Genomic DNA, 23,481 nt, shown 5'->3' with positions numbered 1-23,481 from the left:
CTAACAATGAAAATTATTTGAATAATTCTGATATCAAGAAAGGCTGGAGAAAAGATAAAAGTTCGAACTCCCTTCAAGAAGTTTTTTCCAGTGTCAATGTTCCGGAAAATGCAAGTTCCTGGAAAAAATTTATGGCTTATGTAGGGCCGGGATTATTAGTGGCTGTTGGTTATATGGATCCCGGAAACTGGGCGACGGATATTGCTGGGGGGGCACAGTTTGGATATACTCTTTTATCTGTGATTTTAATATCGAATCTATTTGCGATTGTTCTGCAGCATTTGTCCGTTAAATTGGGCGTTGTTGCTGAGCGGGATTTAGCACAAGCTTGCAAAGACCATTTTCATCCGAGTGTTAATTTTGTTCTTTGGATCTTTTGTGAGATTGCAATTGCAGCTTGCGATCTGGCAGAAGTTATAGGTTCCGCAATTGCTCTTAATCTCTTATTCGGCATTCCATTGAGTGTGGGAGTTGTGATTACGGTAATCGATGTTTTTCTTATTCTTTTTCTACAATCGAGAGGCTTCAGGTATATAGAAAGTATAGTTGGAGGGTTGATATTTGTGATTTTCGCGTCGTTTCTGTACGAAATAATTCTAAGTAAACCTGATATTTTTCCACTTCTGGAAGGTTTGATCCCTAAGAAAGAAATCATAACCAATCCATCAATGCTCTATATTGCAATCGGGATTTTGGGAGCTACGGTTATGCCTCACAACCTTTATTTGCACAGTAGCATTGTTCAAACTAGAAATTACCCTAGAACAGCTGAAGGTAAAAAAGAAGCTCTGAAGTTTGCCACTTGGGACAGTAGTTTATCTTTGATGCTGGCATTTTTCATCAATGCTGCGATTTTGATTATTTCTGCGGCCACTTTCCACACTTCCGGAAACAAAGATGTAGCTGATATCAATGATGCTTATATGTTGTTAACACCGCTTCTGGGAACTACTTTGGCAAGTATTTTCTTTGGAATTGCATTGTTGGCTTCTGGACAGAATTCTACTTTGACGGGAACTTTGGCTGGTCAGATCGTGATGGAAGGCTTTCTGAATATCAGGCTTAAACCTTGGGTCCGAAGATTGATAACTAGACTAATTGCTATTATACCAGCTTTGATCATTTCAATCCTGTATGGTGAAAAAGGAACTGCGGAATTATTGGTTTTCAGTCAGGTTATTCTGTCCATGCAACTGAGTTTTGCAGTTGTTCCACTTGTGATGTTCACTGGAAGCAAGGTTAAAATGGGTGAGTTTGCCAATAAAATGTGGCTCAAAGTTTTGGCTTGGGCTATCAGTGGAATTATTATCATTTTGAATCTCTATCTTCTGAAGGAAACGCTTTTCACTTAATTCAAAAACATTATAAAAAACAAAAACCGGAACTTTTGAAGTCCGGTTTTTTTGTTTTTTATAATATTAAGCGTTTATCCTAATTTTTTAGAATCTGCTACAAACTGAGCTAATCCGGAATCTGTAAGTGGATGCTTAAGCAGATTAAGTATTGATGGGAGAGGAGATGTGATCACATCCGCCCCGATCTTAGCACAATTGATGATGTGCATAGGGCTTCTGATGGAAGCGGCAAGAATTTCTGTATCAAACATATAATTGTCGTAAATGGTTCTGATCTCTTCAATCAAATTAAGGCCATCAACAGAAATATCATCCAGTCTTCCTAAGAACGGAGAAACATAAGTTGCGCCGGCTTTTGCCGCTAACAATGCTTGTCCTGCTGAGAAAATAAGCGTGCAGTTGGTTTTGATTCCTTTGTCGGAAAAATATTTAAGGGCTTTTACACCATCCTTGATCATTGGGATCTTCACCACGATTCTCTCGTGAAGAGCTGCCAACTCGTCACCTTCTTTGATCATTTCCTCGTAAGTGGTAGAAAGAACCTCTGCAGAAACATCGCCATCAGAAATATTACAAATATCAACGTAATGTTTATTGATAGCTTCTTTTCCTGAGATGCCTTCTTTTGCCATTAGGGAAGGATTGGTAGTAACGCCGTCTAGGATTCCAAGGTCTTGTGCTTCTCTGATCTGGTCCAGGTTGGCTGTGTCGATGAAAAATTTCATATATAGAATTTTATAAAATTATTTGTAAATATATCATTTTAATTAGCATCGGTAAAATAAAAAAGAAGCCCGAAGGCTTCCGTAAAATTTATTTTAATGCTGTTTCTTTAGCTTTGAATTCGTTGTACTTAGCCGTGTTTTGAGTAGTCATGTACATTCCCTTTAGAAGCGTTACAACTTCTTTGTTGCCTGGATTTTGTTCATAAAGCTTTTCCGCATAAGGCAACGCTTTTTGGAATCTTGCCCTTCTCTGCTCCAGAACTTTGTTTGCCTCATCAATTTTACCGGCTTTTTTCAAATCTCTATAAGAGTTGATCGCCGCTTCATCTTCTCCGATGATGGCAAAAACAAGATTGTTAAGTGCATCAGGATATTTAGGGTCTATTTCTATCAATTTCTTGAAAGTAGCTTCAGCCTCTGCCTGTTTGCTGGGATCCTTGCTAAGCATCACACCAAGGTTGTAAAGACTTTCCTTATCATTTGGATTGCTTGCAATTTTAGCTTTCAAATTACTTACAAACTGGTCTGTTTTCCCGGATTTGAAGTAAGAGTTGCTTTGCGTTTGGGCAAGGCTTTTATTTGCAGGAAATTTTTTAAGACCTTCAGTTGCAATAGCTGCCGCCTCATCATATTTCTGTTGTTCAAATAATAAGGATGCCGTCACATCATAAAGTTCTTCTTGCTTGCTGGGTGTCGTTTCTGTTTTGAAATCTGAGTAACCTGCACCATCAGCTGTTTTCTTATATAGGTCAAATGCAGCTTTGTCAAGTGTTTCCTTCTCTCCGGCTTTGTTCTTTGCTGTATAAATAGTTTCAACACCTGTATATCCTGATTTGATCAAAGACTCAAGGATCTCTATAGATTGTGCTTTTTTATCTGGGGTTTGGGCATAAGCTACTCCTGCATAATATAAAAGATTTTTGTTATCTTCACCTGCGGCTTTGAACAGATAATAAGTTTCTGCAAATTTGTCTCCGGCAACATCGAATTTTTTCTCATTATAACTTGTGGTTGCAGTTTGATTTGCTTTTCTCAAAAGAGGATCGATTGCTTGTCTTAATTTGTCTCCCAAAGCAGGCGAGTATTTTTCCTGTTTCAAAGATAATCCGGCCCCGAATTTATCTGCAGCTTCTTTTCCTACGAAATAGACTTTGTTTTTTTCAGCATCTTTTCCCGTGAAGATCTGCTCTTTGCCTAAAGAAGATATTTTAGCAAGATATTCTGCTCCTTCTGTATTCTTTCCGGATTTAAGTAATGAAAATCCTTTTGCATAATAATATTGTTCAAGAACGGATGGCTCCAACAAATAGGTTTTATCACCAAAAATACCTTCTGCTTTTGATATTTCTGAATTCGCAGTTGAAAGGTCGCCTGAATCAACTGCTTTTACAGCATTAGCGATTTCTTTTTTCTGAGCAGATACTAATGCTACAGACAAAACTGCTAAACTTAAAATTAATCTTTTCATATGTTAATTTTTATTTTTTATTCGTTATCATTATCAGAAGATTCTTCGGTATTTTCATTTTCAGGATTTCCCGGAGTGTCTTCTGCTTGCGATTGATCTACTGTTGTTTCGGTATTATTATCATTGTTTTCCAGACCTTCTTCATTTTCATCTTCTACATCTCTATCCATTTCAACTTTGGCGATAGCTGCGATTTCGTCTTTAGTTTTAAGGTTGATGACTTTCACACCCTGGGTGTTTCTGCCCATCACACGCATCTCATTCATATTCATTCGGATGGCAACACCTGATTTGTTGATGATCATCAATCCGTCTTCGTCTGTTACGCTTTGAATAGCTATTAGATTACCGGTTTTCTCAGTAATATTAAGAGTGATCACACCTTTTCCTCCACGGTTTGTTACTCGGTAGTCTTCAACCGCTGTTCTCTTACCATAACCTCTTTCCGAAACTACTAGAACAGTATCATTTTCCAAATCGTTTACAACAATCATTCCGATTACCTCGTCGTTGTCTTCAAGGGAAATACCTCTTACACCAATTGAACTTCTACCAACTGCTCTTGCTTTTTCTTCAGGGAAACGGATACATTTTCCATTTTTGGTAGCAATCATGATCTCAGAATTTCCGTCTGTCAATCTTGCCCCTAATAAAGCATCGTTGTCACGGATCTCGATGGCATTCACACCATTTGTTCTTGGTCTGGAGTATGCTTCCAAAGATGTTTTCTTGATGGTCCCGTTTTTGGTGATCATCACAACATTCATCTGGTTGATGTATTCTTGATTCTTTAAGTCTTTTGTTCTGATGTAAGCCTTGATCTTGTCATCTGGTTCTATGTTGATCAAGTTCTGAACAGCTCTTCCTTTTGCCGTTTTGGAACCTTCCGGAACTTCGAAAACCCTCAGCCAGAAACATTTTCCTTTTTCTGTGAAGAATAAAAGGTATTCGTGGTTGGTTGCCGTTACAATATATTCCAGGAAATCCTCATCTCTTGTAGTTGCAGCCCTGTTTCCGACACCACCTCTGGATTGTACTTTATATTCGGAAAGAAGCGTTCTCTTGATATAACCAGCATGAGAAATCGTAAGAACTACTTTTTCATCAGGAATAATATCTTCGATAGAGAACTCTCCACCAGAATAGTCGATCTCTGAACGTCTCTCATCACCGTATTTTTCTTTGATCTCAAGAAGTTCGTCTTTGATGATCTGATAACGTCTTGGCTCGTTTGTAAGAATATCTTCCAGGTCTTTTATCAAGGCCATTATTTCTTCATACTCCGCACGGATCTTGTCCAGTTCCATTCCGGTAAGACGAGCCAAACGAAGGTCTAGAATCGCCTGGGCCTGGATCTCGGAAAGTTCAAATTCCGCAATCAAACCTTCTTTTGCGGCAGCAGGGTTTTCACTGTGACGGATAATTGCAATCGCCCTGTCAAGAGAATCCTGCGTTCCTATTACTTTCATGAAACCTTCAAGGATGTGGGCTCTTTCTTTGGCTTTCCTTAGTTCGTATTCTGTCCTTCTTACGATCACTTCGTGACGGTGGTCTACGAAATGATGAATAAGGTTCTTCAGATTCAGCTGCTCCGGTCTTCCTTTGACTAGTGCAATGTTATTCACTGAAAAAGAAGTTTGCAGAGAAGTATATTTATATAAAAGATTCAATACGACATTTGGTATCGCATCATTCTTTAATTCATAAACGATTCTTAATCCGTTCCTGTCGGATTCATCACGGATCTCATAAATTCCGGGAAGCTTTTCGTCTTTTACCAATTCGGCAGTTCTGGCGATCATTTCTGCCTTGTTCACTTGGTAAGGCACTTCTGTTACAATGATGGCATTCCTGTTTCCAATTTCTTCGAAACCAACTTTTGCTCTTAGAACGATACGTCCTCTTCCGGTATGGAAAGCATCACGGACACCATCGTAACCATATATAATTCCGCCTGTGGGGAAGTCTGGTGCGATGATGTGCTTCATCAATTCATCGATCGTAATTTCTTTGTCATCGATATAAGCACATATTGCATCTATACTTTCAGATAAGTTATGGGGCGCCATATTGGTCGCCATACCAACAGCAATTCCGGAGGTTCCGTTTACCAAAAGATTTGGAATTCTTGTAGGAAGAACGGTAGGTTCCTGCAAAGAGTCGTCGAAGTTATTTTGGAAATCAACGGTATCTTTATCAAGGTCGGCAAGGATCTCGTCAGATATCTTCTTAAGTCTTGCTTCCGTGTAACGCATTGCTGCAGGTGGATCGCCATCCATTGACCCAAAGTTACCCTGACCGTCGACTTGTTCGTAACGCAAACTCCACGGTTGCGCCATTCTTACCATTGCATCGTAAACCGAGCTGTCGCCGTGCGGGTGATATTTACCTAGAACGTCTCCAACAATTCTCGCAGATTTCAGATGTTTTCTGTTAGAAAATACATTGAGGCCATACATACCGTAGAGAACACGTCTGTGCACGGGTTTCAGTCCGTCTCTTACATCTGGTAAAGCTCTTGATACAATTACCGACATCGAATAATCGATATAGGAGGTTCTCATTTCGTCAACAATGTTGATCGGTATTAACCTTTCTCCTTCCTTATGCATAAATATTTTTAATTTATTGTAAATCAGAAATCTACATTAGATTCTGACCTGTTGAGTTTTTCTGTTTTTTATAACGGGCTAATTTACAAAAAAAAACCGATTTTTGCATTCTGAATTTATCAACATTAATCATAAAAAATTAAAAATATGAGCATCCTTAGCGTTACATTCCACACGACAGAAGATAGAATAGAAGAGTGGGATATCTATGTGGAAAATGATCTGCATCAAATGGTGGAAAATCTCATTGATGTAGAAAAATATATACTGTCTGAAGTTCATTCCGATATGGTAAATGAAGGTAAGAACACCAACCTTTTTCTATTGTTTGATAATGACGATATCCGCGATCAGTTTATGGAAAGCGAATTGGTGAATCTTGAGGAAAGAATTTCGCAAAAATTTGGTCCCGAAGTGATGGTCTTTCCTACTTTTCTTAATCCTAAAAAGAAAAGATTTTAAATAATTCATTACTTGGGAGGAATAATTTTTGGAGTTACTTTGTAGCTCCTTTTATTTCTATAGATATGTTTGATAAGCAACAACGAAAACTAAAAAGATCTGCAAGGCTGATTTCTGTATTGAGTAAATATGGTTTCAGAGACTTGATTTCTCGAATGGGAAAAAAGCCTGAAATAATTTCTGACGAAATCATTTCAAAAGGAACCGTTTATGAAAGAATCCGATTGGTCTTAGAAGAATTGGGGCCAACTTTTGTGAAGCTTGGACAGACATTTAGCAACCGTGAGGACCTGCTTCCGCCGGATCTGATCCATGAGCTTCAGAAACTTCAGGATCGTGTAGAAGTTGTTGATATGGATGTAGAGGAGATCCTTGAAAATGAATTCAATATTTCAGTTAAGGAACATTTTGCGGAGATCATTTCAAAACCTTTGGCAACCGCATCTATTGCACAAGTTTATAAGGCAACTTTGATCTCTGGCGAAGATGTTATTCTTAAGATCAAAAAGCCGGATGTTCTTAGTATTATAGAAGACGATCTGCTTCTCATTAAAGATTTGGTCAAGCTGATCTCAGCCTATTCTGAAATTGCTTCTAAATTGAATTTGAAACAAGCCATTGCTACCTTCGAAAAGTCTTTGCTGGAAGAGGTTTCTTTGGTTAACGAAAGGAATAATATCAAGCAGTTTTCCCTGAATTTTAAAAATAACAAGGAAACCTACGTTCCGGTTGTCTATGACGAATTTTCCAATAATAATGTCCTTTGTATGGAGTTTATCGATGGGATCAAAGTCACAGACAGAACCGGACTTTTGAAATATAATATTGATCCAATCAAAATTTCTGAAATTGGACTAAGGTTATTCGTTTCCCAGATTTTGGATTACGGATTCTTCCACGCCGATCCCCATGCAGGAAATATTTTGGTGAAAAAAGATGGGAAGGTGGTTTTCATAGATTTCGGTGCGGTCGGGAAAATTCAGCCGAATGATAAGGAAATCCTTGAAAGTCTTATCGTTGCTTTCGTGGCGAAAAATTCTAATAAAATCGTAAGGTCTCTCAAAAAGATGGCGGTCAGCTATGAGATCCCGGACGAAAGAAAATTTGAAAATGATGTAGAAGAGGTTTTGAATTTCGTTCACAGCAGTTCTTTGAAAGACATTGATCCGCATATCATCATCAACAAAATGAAAGATGTGTTGAAAGACAACCAACTTTATATGCCGGATTATTTTTACCTTTTATTCAAAGGAATTGGCTTGATAGAAGGTGTTGGAAGAACGATCAATCCTGATCTGGATATTGTGAAAAGCCTGCATCCTTACACTAAAAAGATACTCACGAGGAAAATTAGCCCCAAAAAACTCCTGAAAAACGGAATGGATAAGATCATTAATTTCACAGATAATGTGGATGAAATTCCGAAAGAGCTTCGCTCAGTTTTGCAGAAATTAGATGATAATAAATTTACCATTTCAAGTGAGATCAAAAATATTGAAAAGACCAATCAACTGATCAGGTCTAGTATTGTCAATTTGATTTTAGCGATGGTCTTGGGAGCGAATATCGTGGCAACGGCAATTGTTTTTGTTTCAGAATCCGGTCCCAGGATCGGAGAAATGTCCTTGGTCGCTGTTTTGGGGTCAGTGTTTTCGGTTGTACTTGTTGTCATTCTTTTACTAAGAATTACGCGGAGATAATTTGTAATAATTGTACTTCACACCGTTTAAAAAATACTTGTTTTGATACCTGTTAATGATATTCAAATAAATACATTAAATTTGCACCAAATTTTAGACGAAATACATTAATTAAAAGCACTCAATACGGAGTGCAACAAAACAATTTTATGAGTGTACCTCAAGCAATTACAGAGCTGATTACTCTTGCAGACGGCAGAGAAATCACAATCGAAACAGGGAAACTGGCAAAACAAGCCGATGGATCTGTAGTAGTAAAAATGGGCGGAACTATGCTTTTAGCAACAGTCGTAGCCAACAAAGAAGCCAATCCCGGCGTGGACTTTTTACCTTTAACAGTTGATTACAGAGAAAAATTCTATGCAGGTGGTAAAATCCCCGGAAACTTTTTCAGAAGAGAAGCTCGTCCTTCAGACCAAGAGATCTTAACGATGCGTTTGGTAGACAGAGTTTTGAGACCTTTGTTCCCAGAGGATTTCCATGCGGAAGTTCAGGTGATGATTTCATTGATTTCTTATGACGGAGAGTCGATTCCTGATGATCTGGCAGGTCTTGCGGCTTCTTCCGCCATCGCAATTACTGATATTCCTTTCAACGGACCAATGTCTGAGGTAAGGGTAGTAAGAATCGATGGTAAACTATCTATCAATCCTAATTATGCTGACCTTAAAAATTCTGACCTTGATATTATGGTTGGAGCGACTAAGGATTCTATCGTAATGGTGGAAGGGGAAATGAAAGAGATCACTGAAGCAGAAATGCTTGAAGCGATCACTTTTGCCCACGAAGAAATCAAAAAACAAGTAGAGGCCCAGGAAAGATTGGCAGCCAAAGTTGGAAGATCTTTCCCTAAAAGAGAATACAACCACGAAGTTCACGACGAAGCGATCCGTGAAAAAGTGTGGAAAGAAACTTATGATAAAGTTTACGAAGTAGCGAAAACACCTTCCAGTAAAGAAGAAAGAGGTGAGAAATTCAAAGCGGTCCGTGATGAATTTTTAGCTCAATATGTTGATGATGCAGAAGAGCTGGAAAGAGTAACTCCTTTTGTAAAAGTATATTACCACGATGTGGAAAAAGAAGCGATGCGTCAGATGATCTTGAATGATAAGATCCGTCTTGATGGTCGTGACCCACAAACGATTCGTCCAATCTGGTCAGAAATCGATTATTTGCCTGGAGCGCACGGTTCTGCTATCTTCACAAGAGGTGAAACACAATCTTTGACTGCCGTAACTCTTGGTTCGGTAAAAGATGCGAACATGGTGGACAGTGTAATGGTGAATTATGACGAGAGATTTTTCTTACATTATAACTTCCCTCCGTTCTCAACCGGTGAAGCTCGTCCTTTGAGAGGAACTTCAAGAAGAGAAGTTGGTCACGGGAATCTGGCTCAAAGAGCTTTGGCCAATATGATCCCGGAAGAAAACCCTTACACGATCCGTATCGTTTCTGATATTCTGGAATCAAATGGTTCATCTTCTATGGCAACTGTTTGTGCCGGAACTTTGGCATTGATGGATGCTGGTGTTCAGATTCACAAGCCGGTTTCCGGGATTGCAATGGGATTGGTGACCGATGTGAAAACAGGGAAATATACTGTGCTTTCTGATATCTTGGGAGACGAAGACCACTTGGGTGATATGGACTTCAAAGTAACCGGAACAGCAGACGGGATCACCGCTTGCCAGATGGACATCAAAATCCAGGGACTTTCTATGGATATTATGGAGAAAGCGCTTCTGCAGGCAAAAGAAGGAAGACTCCACATCCTAGATAAAATAACGGAAACGATTGCCGAGCCAAGAGCTGATGTGAAACCACACGCTCCGAAAATGGTGATGATGGAAATCCCTAAAGATTTCATAGGTGCTGTAATCGGACCTGGTGGAAAGATCATTCAGCAGATGCAGAAAGATACTGATACGGTTATCGCTATCGAAGAGATCGGAGAGATCGGAAGAATCGAGATTTCCGGTGTCAGCAGAGAGAAGATCAATGAAGCGATTGCGAAGATCAATGAAATTACTTTCGTACCGGTCGTAGGTGAAGTTTACAAAGGTAAAGTGGTGAAGGTTATGGATTTCGGTGCTTTCGTAGCGATCGCAAAGGGTACTGAAGGGTTACTTCACATCTCTGAGATCGAATGGTCACGTCTCGATAAAGTTCCTTATAAAGAAGGCGATGAGGTTGAGGTGAAATTCATGGGTTATGATGACCGTAAGAAAATGAAACTTTCCAGAAAAGTTTTGTTGCCAAGACCACCAAGACCAGAGAAGAAGGAAGGTGAGCAAAGAGGTCCAAGACCGGAAGGGCAAAACAGACCCGACAGACCAGCGAGACCGGAAGGAAATGTAAATCCTGAAGGAAAAGACCAACCAGGAGAACATAAACCTTTGAATGAGGCTTAAGATTTGTCTTAACTATTATATGAAACCACCGAATTCCGGTGGTTTTTTTATTTTAATGTCTTATTGGCAGTATTATTATTCAAAGAGAAAAAGCTTGATATATAAAAGGAAATGTTTATTACCCATTTACGAAGAAATATTTTTTTCTTTAAATGTTTAAATGCAAATGCAATTATCTTTGATTTATTCGAGGAAAAAATATAATAAAAAGAAATACTATATACAATAATCAAGTAGCCAATACCATCGTATTCTTCTACAAAGGCCTTATAATTACATATTGCCCAAAATGTTGGTACTACGACATCAATTAGTACTATAAACACTATAAATAAACGAAGTGTATAAAAAGCAATATCGATATCATCAATATTATTATTCAGACTTTTAGGGTCATCTTGCAACTTTGATCTTGAGGACATAGGTATTTGTGTTTTTAATTGTTTTTTCAAATATAGAATTTATTTTGAATTGCAACATTTTTTTTGGTTAAATATTTTGTTGTCAGGATGTTATGTTAAATTGGAAAATGGGAAACCCTAGCGGGAGGCCAGGGTTTGGGTTTGTCGTGAGGGAGTGTGGATCCCAGCTATCGGGATTCAGTAAGCACTACATTACATGCCGACATTCGTTTAATATCTTATCATTAGTACCCCCGTAGCTGTACGATAGAGCGCTCCAACAGGCAAACCTGCAGCAGATGCTTCCGTATTGTCTGCATATACGCCACATCCTTCTATAACTGCAGGCGTTATATCAGCAGCCTGTTTTACAATATGTAATTGAGCTGCAGGAGTAATTTGACCAATACCAATTCTTCCCTGAAAGTAATTTTTAGTATCTGCTCCTTGAGAATATAGATTATAGGCATTAGCTGCACTTACACCTGGTGTTTTATAGGCATTGATGTAAACACCATATGCATTATTTATGGTTGTATTACCTACACTATCTGCATCCTGATACAAGTTGATATTAATTCCTTTTACCACATTAATATTCTTGGTACTTGTTCCCATTATTTCATTAGATGCCGAAAAAGAAGTAAGATTAGTCACATTGATGATACCTGAAGCTCCTGTAAGCTGATTGGCACTGTTGTTACCAACCATATCCCTAGAATATAATGTACCACCATTTGCATTAAACTTTATAATAGAATTTACACCTATGGTATTTACATTTGCTCTGAAAGAACGTCCTGATGGTACATTAACATTAATCTCACCATCATAAATACGAAGTCCGGCGGTTTGTAAATTTCCCCCTGTTGCATTGGCATTTAGTCTGCCTGAGACGGATGAACCGTAATTCATATTAATATTTCCTCCTGTTGGAGTAATATTCATGAATGTTTGTGTGCCATTAAAACCATAAGTATTGTCTCTGCCGGTATTCAAATTATACTCAAATTCACCTGCCGTACCTTGTTTCTGGGTAGTAGAAACATCATAAACCTGTGATAATATACCTGCCAGATAATGTGGGCTACCTGCTGTTGAATTATCCGTTATTGTGTTGAAAATTCCATATTTCTGACCTTGCCTGTTGGTTGTGGACTGGTTGAAAATACCATAAGAATTTCCAGGAAGATTACCTGCCTCTATATTTTTCACACTAAGTTTTCCCTCTCCATAGGAATCTCCTATAGAAACACTTCCCATCTGATAGATATCTTGCAAATTGTCACTTGCCTTGGTACCTGTCCCGGAAATCATCCAGGGCTCTTGCCTCATCGAGTTCCATTTTATCCCGTCATGATAATAGTATCCTATTTCTGTTACATCTTCTGTATCGTCTATAAGATTGTCAGAATTACTCATTAATTCTGTTACATAAACAATAGAACCTTTCTGATCAGCCGCATATTTATCATTTTTTGAAAATAACTGATCTGCCGTCAATCTTGGTGCAATAATTCCCTCTGCAGTGGTGCCATCTGTCTTCTTTGCGGTAACATCCAGTGTAGCTTTTGGCTCCGGATTATTGATGCCCACTTGTGCAGAAACAAAGTAAAATGAAAGGAAGGATAATGAGGTTAGAATTCGTTTTTTCATACATGTGTTTTTAGAATCGTTAGTGTTTGCTCGAAAAATTTTGTGATGCAAAGGAACTCCAACATGCATATTGAATGGAAGCAATGTGCTTTTGAAATTATTAATTCTGAAAATATTAAAAATTAAAATGTTGAAAATCAGAATTTTACAATGGTTGAATTAATGACTGTTTTCTCAGTTCCAAAACTTATTTTATCTAACTTTGCTCAACTTTACAAATGAAATGAAAAATTATTTTTTACTTTTTTTACTGTTTATTTTTTTAGGAAATGCTCAGTTAAGCAATAAGAAAGAAGATAGTATCATCAATAAATTAAATTCATTAAAAAATCCTGATGAAAAAATCTCTTTAACCCTACCTTTATTAAAAGAGAATCATTCTGAGAGTTTTAAAGCTTATGCCTGTGATTTTTTAGCCAATAGCTATATTGAAAAGGGAGATAAAAAAACGGCAGTAAGTTATATGATCAAAGCCCAGGATTTTGCAAATAGATCCAGCGATTTATTCTGTAAAGCGATTATTGCCAGTAATACTGGTGAACTTTATGGACGGATGGCTCTATATTCCGAAGCAGAAGAATATCTTATCCAAGCTCAAAAATATACTGAAAATTTGAGCCCCCCTCAGAAAAGAGATATAACCTACAGAATCTATGCAACCTTAGGAAATATCTATTTAGAAAATAATCAATTTGATAAAGCAATAAAAGTTCATAAAAAATTTCTAAGACTTGTTGATACCGGAAAAATATATAATAAAAGAAATAAAGAATGTAATAATCTTGTTGCATTTTCCTGTGATGCGATTGGGACAGCCTACAATGGGAAGAAAATGTTTGACAGTGCAAAATTTTATCTGAATAAGGGGGTTGAGGCCAGTATGATAGCTCCCAACCAAAGATATATCAATTATTTACATCATAGTCTGGCAGAAACAGAGAAAAATCTGGGCAATTATTCTCAGGCTTTAAACCACTATAAAATGGTACTCACCTTTTTTCCTCCGGTAGAAATGAAATCTGAAGTATTTGAAAGTATGAGAGATCTTTATCTGAAACTTCAGGATACAAAAAATGCGGGTATTTATGCAGATAGTGCTAGACATTACAAACAATTAATAAGTACTCAGAATAAAAAGGGACTTGATACTGCTGTCAATAAAATTAAAAAAGATAAGATCGCAATTATTACTGAAAAGGAAAATAAAATTTCAAATCTGCTATATCTGCTATTGATCTTTGGAATACTATTGATCATCAGTACTTTTTGGTACTTTTTTAAACTGAAAAAACAGAAAAAACTTTATCAGGAATATGTAAAACAACTTCATACTCAGCATCCAACACAGACTGAAGTAATTATTGAAGGTTTATCAACGGGTACACAAACATTGATAAACACGCAATTAGAATTAGATATTCTAGAAAAACTTAATGGGTTTGAAAATGAAGAAATGTTCCGGGACAAAGATATGTCACTTCCTAAATTAGCATCACATCTTAATACCAATTCCAATTATCTTTCCAGAATTATCAACCAACATTATAATAAAAATTTCAACAGCTACATTAACGAATTAAGAATTAACTATATCACAAAAAAAATAATTGAAAACCCAACATACCGAAATTACAAGATAAGTTTTCTCGCTGAGGACTCGGGCTTTGTTTCTCATAGTGCTTTTTCTACAAAATTTAAGGAAGTTACGGGTTTATCTCCTTCTCAGTTTTTATTATTATCCTCATCTGATAAACGGATGACCTAGTAAAACAACGATTTCACTTGAACAACTTTATTATTCATTGATAGTAAAGTTGTCCTCATTATGCCCTTCTAAAATTAATAATTTCAAAAGGGTTTTTATTTTTTCACGTCTGCTGTTGGAGTTCCTTTGCATCACAAAATTTTTTGAGCAAACACTAACAATTCTAAAAACACATATATGAAAAAACAAATTCTAACCTCATTATCCATCCTTTCATTTTACTTTGTTTCTGCACAAGTGGGTATCAATAATCCGGAGCCAAAAGCTACACTGGATGTTACCGCAAAGAAGACAGATGGTACTACGGCGGAAGGTATTATAGTTCCCAGACTGAAAGGAATTGAATTAAAATCGAAAGACAATAAATATTCTACAGATCAAACAGGCGCAATCATATATATCACTGAGGCTTTAGATGGGAATAACACAACCACCGCCACCACTGATGATGTCACTCCTAAGACTATTAATGTCACAACATTAGGATACTATTATTTTGATGGAACTGTTTGGATAAAATTTACCCCTTCATATGTAGAACCATGGTATAATAGTGCCACAAATACAGAAGCTACTGCCAATACCCAGAACATATATCAGATGGGAAATGTGAGCATAGGAACAAATACTACAGGGTCCGTACAGCTTAATGTAACAAAAGCAGAAGGGAATTGGAATGCTATTGAGGTAAATGCAAGCCCCATTACTGAAACCCCCGCTGAATCCAGGGGAATTTATTTAAGAGCAAATGCAACAGCCAATTTAGCAGGAAACAACCGTGGAATCTGGGTTGAAGCCAATCCTTCTGCTCAGGTATTTGACAACTGGGGACTGGATATTACTGCGAATCCAAAATCTTCAGCAACTATAAATGGTAATAATTATGGTGTTTCAGTAAACTCAAGACCAGGTGGAAAAGTTTCAGGCAATAACTATGGAATATATTTAAATACGGACATTCAACCTACTGCTAATATTATGGGAAATTCCTACGGAGTTTATATTCTTACCACAGATACTTCCGGAACAGTGTCCGGAAACAGATATGGTATTTTTCAGGATAATGAGGGAACAGGTACATCAATCACATATAATTATATTAAAGACAATTTAGGCATTAACTCTCTAACTCCTAAAGAAAAACTGGATGTAAACGGAGCTGTGAAAATTTCAACATCCTATATTTCAAATACCATCGTAAACGGATCAACTACTCCTATTCCTCAAGGAGGAGCCGGAACTATAATATTCCAAAATTCTCATTTTTTCGGCTGGAATGGCTCAGCATGGAAACAATTGGATAACTAATAACATGTAAAAGAGAGCACAAGTTATTTAATTATACCAGGGGCTTGGAAACTCTGGATTGGATTATTGGTTCGTGCGGTAACGGGAAAGGGCAGATTGCAGATCTGTGTTATCGGGAGCAAATGGGTGAAAAAAATATCCGTCTTTTTGAGACGGATAATGATTTTAGTTTGTCAATTTATCAAGAAGAAACTTCCAGCGTGGGTTTTCCGGTTCCAATTCCTGCGCCTTTCTGAAGCATTCGACTGCTCTTTTCCTGTTATTATTCCTTTTGTAAACTTCGCCAAGATTTTCATAGGGGAGAGTAGAAGCTGGATATTCGGTGACATTCAGTTCGAATATCTTAATAGCATCATTTATTTTATTGGCTTTCCTTAATTCGTGACCGAGATAATTGAGCTGATTTTCATTGAAATATAGATCTGGTGCTTTTGAGATTTTCAATCTTTTATATAGATTGATTCCTCCATCTACACCAGATTGATTGACCGTTGTTCGCAATGTATCCAGTAGTTTCCAGGGATATTTATAAGGTGTTATCTTCGAAGTAGGATCAATAATGTGATTACCAATATCGGTGACACCATTATTGGAATTCGACAGAACAACAACACCGAATCCATTCTTTTTATCAATCCCTAAAAATGTCCTGAATCCTGGCGTTCCGCCGTCTTTGAAAATAATATACCTTCCATCGTCATTTTGCAAGGTCCAGCCGAGTGTGACATAACCTCTATTGCCGTCTTTTTTAGCTTGCTGCAGATGTGTGAGTTCCATTGCCGGATAAATATCGGATTGGATGAATCCCAGATTGGCAGCCACAAAAGTGAGCATATCATTGGCTGTAGAACGGAAACCGCCGCCGGCCTCAATCGCACCCAGCTCGATAAAATCGACAGGTTCACCGTATTCCGAATGCCCGGTTGCTGCTCTTTTTTTGATTTCCGGAGTGAAGGTGATCACGGTGCTTTTCATCTTTAAAGGCTTGCAAATGACATCCTGCACAAAGGACTCGTAATTCTTTTTATGAGCCACAGAAGTCAGAATTTCACCCAAAACGCCGTAAGCAACATTGGAATACTGCCATCTGGAATCGATGTCAAAACCCGGTTTGAAATCTGAAACATATTCATATAACAGTTTCACGCTATAATCTGCATAAGGCTGGTCTAAGTTTTTCGGGTCAACATTGTAAGGAAATCTCGGGAAAGTTGACCGATGGGTGGAGAGATTGGATAAGGTAATCTCTTTTCCGTTTCTTGTAGGTGATCTTACATTTTTCGGAAGATATTTTGAGATCAGGTCGTTCAGGTTAACTTCGTGCTTCAAACTCATATTCGCCAATAGGAGAGAAGTAAAAACCTTTGTGATAGAACCGATTTCATAAACTGTATTTCCATCTGGCAAAGCGGGATTTTTATCACTCAAAACGCCTTCAGAATAGATTTGTCTTCCGTTTTTATCAACGATTCCGACGACAATACTTTTGCTTCTTTTGTTGTTAACTTCTTGCTTGATTATCGCTTTTATACTGTCTGCAGGTAATTGTGCAAAAGTGATCTGTGATGCAAAAGTCAATAATATTAGGATTGATTTCTTCATTTTTGTTTAATGTTCCAGAGTTAAGACAACTCAAGGCTATGGATAATTACATTGGGTTAATATTGATATAATTCTTCCCTGATTTCTATTAATGTTCTCTCAACTTTTTCTTTATCAGGAAAATCTGGTAATGAAGAACTTTTCGCTAATAAGTTCAATTCTTTGATTAATTGGTCAGCTAATAAAAGCAAATCATCATAATCCCGATTTCCGGCTTTGATATCCAAAAGCTCATTGCGGTTTTTAACACGTATTTCAATCTTATTATTCTTGAAAATATTAACAGCCGATTGCAAAAGCCGAATCGTATGCATCATATTTTTGCTGTCGTAGTTTTTTCCGTGCTTTTGATTGGTATTGTATCGGTCTTCATTTCTTTTTGCTACCCAATCCCAATATTCTTTATAACTTTTGCAGTAAGTAGAATAGGCGTCCTGATTGAAAAATAAATAGGCTTCTGGCTTTTCTTCTTTTGGAACGGATGATAGACTGACTTCGTTAGAATCTTCATTTTTAAAAATTCCGTTGTAGTTTTTATCTCCGATTATATCATAAAACAAAGCAAAAACGCCTTTTGAATTTGGCATTTTTACCAAACCGCAATTTTCCTGTACAAAGCTTCTTACCTTTAACCAATCTTTAGCTGCAATTGAATTTGAGTATTCCAAAACCACACAAAAATCAAGAATCCCTTTTCGTCCTTTTTCAACCGGATTCACAATCTTTTTATTAAGTCCTCTTGCTTTCTGAATCTGAGTTGACGCATATCCGCCAAAAGTATCTTTACAAAGTTTTGACAGAAAATCTTCTTGACAAAACTTATCCATTATCGGATGTTTGTAAAGAATACAATCTTCTGGTGTTGCGAGAATTTCCAGAATATTCGGATTGTTTTTTAATAGAAGTTCAACAAAACGCCCGATTTCATAATAGACAATATCATTAGTTTCATTAGAAATCTGCTGAATATATTCTAAACCATAAAATAAATCTTTCGGCAAATAAAAAACGCCTTTTATATCTGTATCCGAATTTTCCGTTGCCAATCCGAAAGACTTGCTTCCGGAAATGGCTTCGAAAAGGATGAGGTTGTTTTCTTTTAAAAAATCAATGGTTATCATGATTATGATTTTAATAATTCTACAAATACTTTTTCAGCTTCTGATTTATCAAGATTTCCTGCTCTCAAAGTTTTTGCTTTTTCTGAAAGATTTTCTATCTCTGATTTGAGATACTCAAAAAGTTCCCAATCCTGAGTGTGGAAATATTTTTCTCCGTTCTCAGATTTTACATTCAATAAAAATTGAACTTTATCAAATATATTTTCAGGCAACAAATCTAACATTTCGTGAAATATTAACGGCGGAAAAGTTCCTTTCTCAACCACCCATTTTGAGGCTAAAGTTGTCCTTAAGCAATAGAAATAATCTTTAAGCTTCACTTCCTCTTTATTACACGATTCCAAATATTTTTTACTTATTGATAAATAATGGAAAACTACCGAAACAGGAGAAAAAGCTTCTTTTGCTAAAGGTAGCACCTTTTCCAAAAAAGCATCGTTTTTTATATAAAGTATATGTGAAAACAAATGCTCCAAGAGTGGAACGTTGGATTTGTTCAATAAATGAAAAGTCTTCTTCAAATCCCAACCAGAACCATCCAAATCATCTTCTGTCATAAATTCTATCGTGTCCCGTTTTTCCCAAGGGGAAAGATACCAGTCTACCGGATGCTTGTATATAAAACGTATATCATAATCGCTGTCTGGAGAAGCAAATCCCCAAGAACGACTTCCTGATTCTATCGCGAAAAGTATCTCTATATTTTTCTCTTTTTCAAGAGTTTTTAATTTATCTATTATTTTTGTTTTCATTGTTTTTATTTTTTAGGATAAAAAAATGTGTTACAGAATTTCTTTTAATGGAATCTTGAAATGATTTTTCAGAATAAAAATTTTTGTACTCTGAATATTTTCTAGCATTATCTTCTGTTGTGATTTTTACCCAAATTTTAAATTGTTTTTTCTTTCTGGCTTTCTGAAATCGAACAAAATCCTTCAATTGATTTTCAATTTCCTGCTTTTCAGTTTTTCGCCATTTTTTGTTTCCGATTCTTTTTAGAAATGGACGCAAATGTTTTGCATATTCAAATGAACGATATTTACCTTTGTTGTAGAGATTTTTCATAGTCTGCTTTTAAAGTTATGGAAACTAATAAATTTATTTTCTAAATTTCTTCTTCCTCTTCCAGGGCGCATTTTTCCCAACATCTCCTGCCATAATACAACCATAAGGCATCACTTCATCCAGAATTTCGCAAAGTCCGTATTCTTCAATTTGTGCCCTTACATTTTTGGCGCTTTTGTAGGCACTTGGCAATTCGGAAATATCAATTTCATTGGTGAAAAATCTGATATCCAGACCTGGTGTTTCCTCAGCAAAAACTTCATCAATGGTTTTATGTGCCAGAGATTTTTTATGAAAACTTCTGCTGAAGTTTCTCCCTGCTCCGTGAGGAGCAAAACCTAAATTTCTGTCGTTCGTTGTCCCTTGGACAATCAATACAGGTTCCGCCATATTCAGAGGAATCAGTCTTGGGCCTGTAATATCCGGCAAAAATTTGTCGTCCAGCGGCGTTGCTCCTTTCGCATGGTAGAATAGATCTCCGTCTCTGAATACAAAATTATGTTCGTTCCAATATCTGTTCAGTTTTTCGATATTTAATTTTTCCAAAGTCGCGTTATGGATGGATTCGTGGTTTTCTTTAGTCCATTTTCTGATTAATTGCAAAGCTTCCCAATATTGCTGTCCTTCCTCAGTTTCAAACGGAATCCAGGCGTTTTCCTTCAATGTTTCCGGCGAAAGTTCCATTCGGAAGCGGTTGGCGACTTTCATTCCTTTGTCGTACAATTTTGCACCAGGCGCTCTGGAACCGTGATGTGTCACTAGCATTGTGTTTCCCGTGTTTTTAGAAATTCCGACAAATAAAAAGTGGTTTCCGTCACCCTGAGTTCCCATATGCGAACGAGCGATGCTAATCAGGTTTTCATCATTCAGGAAAAGATTTTCTCTGAAAGCATCCATCAAATCCTGAGACATCGGCATTTGTTCTCCTCTTGGTCTTCCTCCGTAACCGAAATGCGTGATAGAATGAGCTGCATTCAAAACTTCTTTCGGATTGATTTTTCCAAAGTCCGTCAGCATCACAGAACAGCAGATATCTGCGCTATGAAATCCCGGATGAATCGCATTTTTCGCCACCACAACGCCGCCAACAGGGATATGACCTTCCGGTCCGGTTGGACAAGCATCCGGCATAATCGCACCGCCAATTAAAGTCGGAGTTTTCATCAGGACATTCATTGTGTTGATGACTTTTTCTACGTTGTCATTTTCGCTTTCATCTTCTGCTCTGATGTTGATGATAAATTCAGCAGGAATATCCAATAATGAAATTGGTTCCGGAGATCTAAACTGTTCCAGATATTCTTTCATTTGAGTTTCATCAAGGTTATTTTCGTTGATATATTGCAAAGCTTCGGCAAACCATTTTTTCGGTGTGAATCCTAAAGCGATCAAATCATTTCCTGTAATTGTTTTCATTTTGTTATTATTTGATGATGCAAAGTAAGTATGCAGGTGCGCAATGTTTTTGCGTAGTGAAATTATTTAGGTATTTTTGATGAAATTTTATTAAAATGATTTTAGAACAGCTGAAAAACTCACCAGAAATAATTGATTTCAAAGGTGTCATTGCTTTTATTGATGAAAATTATGATTTTACCCCAACAAAGTTCACAAATGGAAATACAGTCAATGAAGCCGATCAAAATAATGGTTCGTGCAAAGTTTTCAGTTTTGCAAAATTGAATCAACTTTCGAAGGAAGAGACTTTGGCTTTATTCGGAGATTTTTACAGAACTGATGTTTTACAGAATCCAGAAAGGACAGACCATCAGAATATCAGAAATTTTATCGAGTTTGGTTGGGACGGGGTTTTGTTTGAGGGAGAGGCTTTAGCTAAGAAATAATTTTTAACACAAAGGCACAATGGAAATAATAATATTATGTTTTTAAAGCGCTAGGATTTTATCTTCGAAATTAAATTTTGAGTCTTTTGCCTTAAAAATATTTGAATTAAATAAAATTTGTGCCTTTGTGTATAACTTAAATTCAACAAAATGTCTTCAAATAAAAACGCACTTATCCGTTACAAAACGTTAGACAAATGTCTGAAGAATAAGTATAAAAAATATACTTTGGAAGATCTGATGGATGAATGTTCCGAAGCTTTGTTTGAATTTGAAGGCAAAGAATCTTTTGTTAGTAAACGAACCATTCAATTGGACCTTCAGAATATGCGAAGTGAGAAGTTCGGTTATGAAGCGCCAATCGAAGTTTATGAAAGAAGATATTATCGATACAGCGATCCGGATTACAGTATTCATAATATTTCCGTCAATGAAAATGATTTGAAGGCAATGAATAACGCCGTCCAGATTCTGAAACAGTTCAAGGATTTTTCAATGTTCAGGGAGATGAACGGTGTAATCCAAAAATTGGAAGATTCGATTCAGTCGACCAATCAGAAATCCATTATTCATCTTGATAAAAACGAACAGCTAAAAGGTCTTGAACACATTGATATTCTTTACGAAAGTATCCTCAATAAAAAGGTCTTGAATATTCTTTACAAAAGTTTCAAAGCCAGAGAATCCAATAAGTACATCGTACATCCACAATTATTAAAGGAATATAATAACCGTTGGTTTCTCATCTGTTGGCACAAGAACAAGATCATGAATCTAGCCTTGGACAGAATGGAAGAAATTACCATTGAAGACAAAATCGAATATATCGACAAAGATTTCAATGCGGACAGATATTTCGGAGAAGTGATCGGCGCAACGGTTTCCGAGACACAACGTCCTCAAAATGTGATTTTTTTTATCACTCAAAAGCACGCGCCTTATGTGAAAACCAAACCTTTTCATCATTCTCAGGAAATTATAAAAGAAGACGAAATGGGAACAACTTTCAAAATCTGTGTTCAGCTGAATTTCGAATTAGAAAGAACGATCCTCGGAATGGGAGAGTTTATCAAAGTTTTGGCTCCCAGAAAATTAAAGCAAAGAATTTATAAAAGCTTAAAAGAAGCCGTTCAGAATTACAGTTCTGATGAAAATCAATAATGGCGCATTTCTTGTAATAATCTTAAAAAATTTAAAGATATGAAATCAAGATTGTTAAGAATGGCACTCACTTGGCTTGCCCCTTTTGTTATCGGGTATATCGTGAACAAGATAGAAGAGAGGACGAATAAAAATAAAATTAAAAAAAACTATTAAAGCATAAACCAATAACCACTGATTTTCGGTGGTTTTGTTTTTAGCAATTTATGTGAAAAATAAAATCCTAATTCCAATTTTTATCAAAAAAATAACATTTTGGCTTAAGTTTTGGATTTTCAGCACAAATAAATAAATTATGAAAAAATATATCAATATTCTTCCATTATTCCTAATCTTAGGATTGTTAACAAGCTGCGAAGCAATAGAAACAATTTTCAAAGCCGGTATGTGGTGGGGAATTATCCTTGTAGTCGGTGTGATCGGCTTAGTAATGTGGCTTCTATCAAGGGGTAAAAACTAAAAAAGCGGGAAATATTCTAGTCATGGTCGGAAGAAATTCCGACCATTTTTTATGTTTTAAAAACTTTACCTGGGTCGCCTCCTGCAAATATGATTAGAATAGCAGTTATCATATCCCGGAGCTCCATGGCTATTCGTCTTTTAGCGGTTTTGTAGCCCAGATTATTGGCTTTTTTGTAGATCAACAAAAGCATCGCTGCAATCATTGTCATATAGACCATCACTTCAATCCCGTTCTTGTTCATTGAAACCAGGTGACTTAGGTTGAGTTCCTGTTTCAGGAACCTGAAAAACACTTCAATGTCCCACCGCTTTCTGTAATAATCAGAAATTTCCTTGGCAGAGAGTTTAAATTCGTTGGTCAGA

The 23,481-nt window shown here is 36.8% G+C and carries 20 protein-coding genes; 9 read left to right on the top strand and 11 right to left on the bottom strand.

Translation table 11 applies throughout. The annotated features are described in order from the left end of the window. Nucleotides 1-17: 17 nt before the first annotated feature. Nucleotides 18-1,352 carry an Nramp family divalent metal transporter gene (locus K319_RS0111875; protein ID WP_027383795.1) on the top strand — a complete coding sequence of 445 codons (1,335 nt, stop codon included), beginning with the start codon at nucleotides 18-20 and terminating at the stop codon, nucleotides 1,350-1,352. Between the two features lie 74 nt (nucleotides 1,353-1,426). Here K319_RS0111875 and fsa read toward each other — a convergent pair whose 3' ends face one another. The 3 genes from fsa to gyrA form a co-directional block, all read right to left on the bottom strand. After that, the gene (gene fsa, locus K319_RS0111870) at nucleotides 1,427-2,080 is read right to left on the bottom strand and encodes a fructose-6-phosphate aldolase (protein WP_027383794.1); all 654 of its coding nucleotides are present in this window, start codon (nucleotides 2,078-2,080) and stop codon (nucleotides 1,427-1,429) included. Between the two features lie 88 nt (nucleotides 2,081-2,168). Beyond that, nucleotides 2,169-3,548 (bottom strand): tetratricopeptide repeat protein, encoded by a 1,380-nt coding sequence (locus K319_RS0111865; protein ID WP_027383793.1) that lies wholly within the window; start codon nucleotides 3,546-3,548, stop codon nucleotides 2,169-2,171. A 17-nt stretch (nucleotides 3,549-3,565) separates the two neighbouring features. Continuing rightward, a complete protein-coding gene (gene gyrA, locus K319_RS0111860) occupies nucleotides 3,566-6,160 on the bottom strand; it encodes a DNA gyrase subunit A (protein ID WP_027383792.1) in 2,595 nt (864 codons plus the stop codon). 147 nt (nucleotides 6,161-6,307) lie between these two features. Here gyrA and K319_RS0111855 point away from each other — a divergent pair, with 147 nt between their 5' ends. From K319_RS0111855 to K319_RS0111845, 3 genes are all read left to right on the top strand, one after another. Further along, on the top strand, nucleotides 6,308-6,622 hold the full coding sequence (locus tag K319_RS0111855) for a DUF4286 family protein (protein WP_027383791.1): 315 nt from the start codon (nucleotides 6,308-6,310) through the stop codon (nucleotides 6,620-6,622). A gap of 65 nt (nucleotides 6,623-6,687) precedes the next feature. After that, nucleotides 6,688-8,322, top strand: coding sequence for an ABC1 kinase family protein (locus K319_RS0111850; RefSeq protein ID WP_027383790.1), 1,635 nt, complete (start codon nucleotides 6,688-6,690; stop codon nucleotides 8,320-8,322). Between the two features lie 149 nt (nucleotides 8,323-8,471). After that, nucleotides 8,472-10,733 carry a polyribonucleotide nucleotidyltransferase gene (locus K319_RS0111845; RefSeq protein ID WP_027383789.1) on the top strand — a complete coding sequence of 754 codons (2,262 nt, stop codon included), beginning with the start codon at nucleotides 8,472-8,474 and terminating at the stop codon, nucleotides 10,731-10,733. A 47-nt stretch (nucleotides 10,734-10,780) separates the two neighbouring features. On the opposite strand, the gene K319_RS0111840 is transcribed toward K319_RS0111845, so the two are convergent. Beyond that, the gene (locus K319_RS0111840) at nucleotides 10,781-11,185 is read right to left on the bottom strand and encodes a hypothetical protein (protein ID WP_156907095.1); all 405 of its coding nucleotides are present in this window, start codon (nucleotides 11,183-11,185) and stop codon (nucleotides 10,781-10,783) included. Nucleotides 11,186-11,365: 180 nt separating this feature from the next. Then, nucleotides 11,366-12,790 carry a hypothetical protein gene (locus tag K319_RS0111835; RefSeq protein WP_027383787.1) on the bottom strand — a complete coding sequence of 475 codons (1,425 nt, stop codon included), beginning with the start codon at nucleotides 12,788-12,790 and terminating at the stop codon, nucleotides 11,366-11,368. A 223-nt stretch (nucleotides 12,791-13,013) separates the two neighbouring features. Between K319_RS0111835 and K319_RS20335 the strand changes: the two genes are divergently transcribed. Both K319_RS20335 and K319_RS21100 read left to right on the top strand, forming a co-directional pair. Continuing rightward, nucleotides 13,014-14,555 carry a helix-turn-helix domain-containing protein gene (locus K319_RS20335; RefSeq protein WP_034671723.1) on the top strand — a complete coding sequence of 514 codons (1,542 nt, stop codon included), beginning with the start codon at nucleotides 13,014-13,016 and terminating at the stop codon, nucleotides 14,553-14,555. Nucleotides 14,556-14,732: 177 nt separating this feature from the next. Then, nucleotides 14,733-15,863, top strand: coding sequence for a hypothetical protein (locus K319_RS21100; protein WP_027383786.1), 1,131 nt, complete (start codon nucleotides 14,733-14,735; stop codon nucleotides 15,861-15,863). A 165-nt stretch (nucleotides 15,864-16,028) separates the two neighbouring features. On the opposite strand, the gene K319_RS20325 is transcribed toward K319_RS21100, so the two are convergent. The 5 genes from K319_RS20325 to K319_RS0111800 are packed head-to-tail and all read right to left on the bottom strand — an operon-like array spanning nucleotide 16,029 to nucleotide 21,067. Further along, nucleotides 16,029-17,465 carry a serine hydrolase gene (locus K319_RS20325; RefSeq protein ID WP_051230636.1) on the bottom strand — a complete coding sequence of 479 codons (1,437 nt, stop codon included), beginning with the start codon at nucleotides 17,463-17,465 and terminating at the stop codon, nucleotides 16,029-16,031. Nucleotides 17,466-17,521: 56 nt separating this feature from the next. Continuing rightward, nucleotides 17,522-18,583, bottom strand: a complete 1,062-nt coding sequence (locus K319_RS0111815; RefSeq protein WP_027383785.1) for a DNA polymerase beta superfamily protein — start codon at nucleotides 18,581-18,583, stop codon at nucleotides 17,522-17,524. Between the two features lie 5 nt (nucleotides 18,584-18,588). Further along, nucleotides 18,589-19,338, bottom strand: a complete 750-nt coding sequence (locus K319_RS0111810; RefSeq protein WP_027383784.1) for a nucleotidyltransferase domain-containing protein — start codon at nucleotides 19,336-19,338, stop codon at nucleotides 18,589-18,591. Next, nucleotides 19,316-19,651, bottom strand: coding sequence for a hypothetical protein (locus K319_RS0111805; RefSeq protein ID WP_027383783.1), 336 nt, complete (start codon nucleotides 19,649-19,651; stop codon nucleotides 19,316-19,318). Before K319_RS0111805 ends, K319_RS0111810 begins: the two co-directional genes overlap by 23 nt. A gap of 33 nt (nucleotides 19,652-19,684) precedes the next feature. Then, nucleotides 19,685-21,067 carry an RtcB family protein gene (locus K319_RS0111800; RefSeq protein ID WP_027383782.1) on the bottom strand — a complete coding sequence of 461 codons (1,383 nt, stop codon included), beginning with the start codon at nucleotides 21,065-21,067 and terminating at the stop codon, nucleotides 19,685-19,687. A 95-nt stretch (nucleotides 21,068-21,162) separates the two neighbouring features. Between K319_RS0111800 and K319_RS0111795 the strand changes: the two genes are divergently transcribed. The 3 genes from K319_RS0111795 to K319_RS0111785 all read left to right on the top strand — a co-directional run bounded on the left by K319_RS0111795 (nucleotide 21,163) and on the right by K319_RS0111785 (nucleotide 23,116). Next, entirely contained in the window at nucleotides 21,163-21,495 is a 333-nt protein-coding gene (locus K319_RS0111795) for a HopJ type III effector protein (protein WP_027383781.1), read from the top strand. 150 nt (nucleotides 21,496-21,645) lie between these two features. Beyond that, a complete protein-coding gene (locus K319_RS0111790) occupies nucleotides 21,646-22,656 on the top strand; it encodes a helix-turn-helix transcriptional regulator (protein WP_027383780.1) in 1,011 nt (336 codons plus the stop codon). A 295-nt stretch (nucleotides 22,657-22,951) separates the two neighbouring features. After that, nucleotides 22,952-23,116 carry a hypothetical protein gene (locus K319_RS0111785; RefSeq protein WP_027383779.1) on the top strand — a complete coding sequence of 55 codons (165 nt, stop codon included), beginning with the start codon at nucleotides 22,952-22,954 and terminating at the stop codon, nucleotides 23,114-23,116. A 49-nt stretch (nucleotides 23,117-23,165) separates the two neighbouring features. On the opposite strand, the gene K319_RS20320 is transcribed toward K319_RS0111785, so the two are convergent. Next, on the bottom strand, nucleotides 23,166-23,481 hold a 316-nt coding region (locus tag K319_RS20320), incomplete at its 5' end, for an IS4 family transposase (protein ID WP_027384182.1).

The organism is Epilithonimonas caeni DSM 17710 (assembly GCF_000426465.1).
Lineage (GTDB): Bacteria > Bacteroidota > Bacteroidia > Flavobacteriales > Weeksellaceae > Epilithonimonas > Epilithonimonas caeni.
Note: the sequence above shows the minus strand (reverse complement) of the source record. Positions and strands in the feature narration are given on the sequence as shown.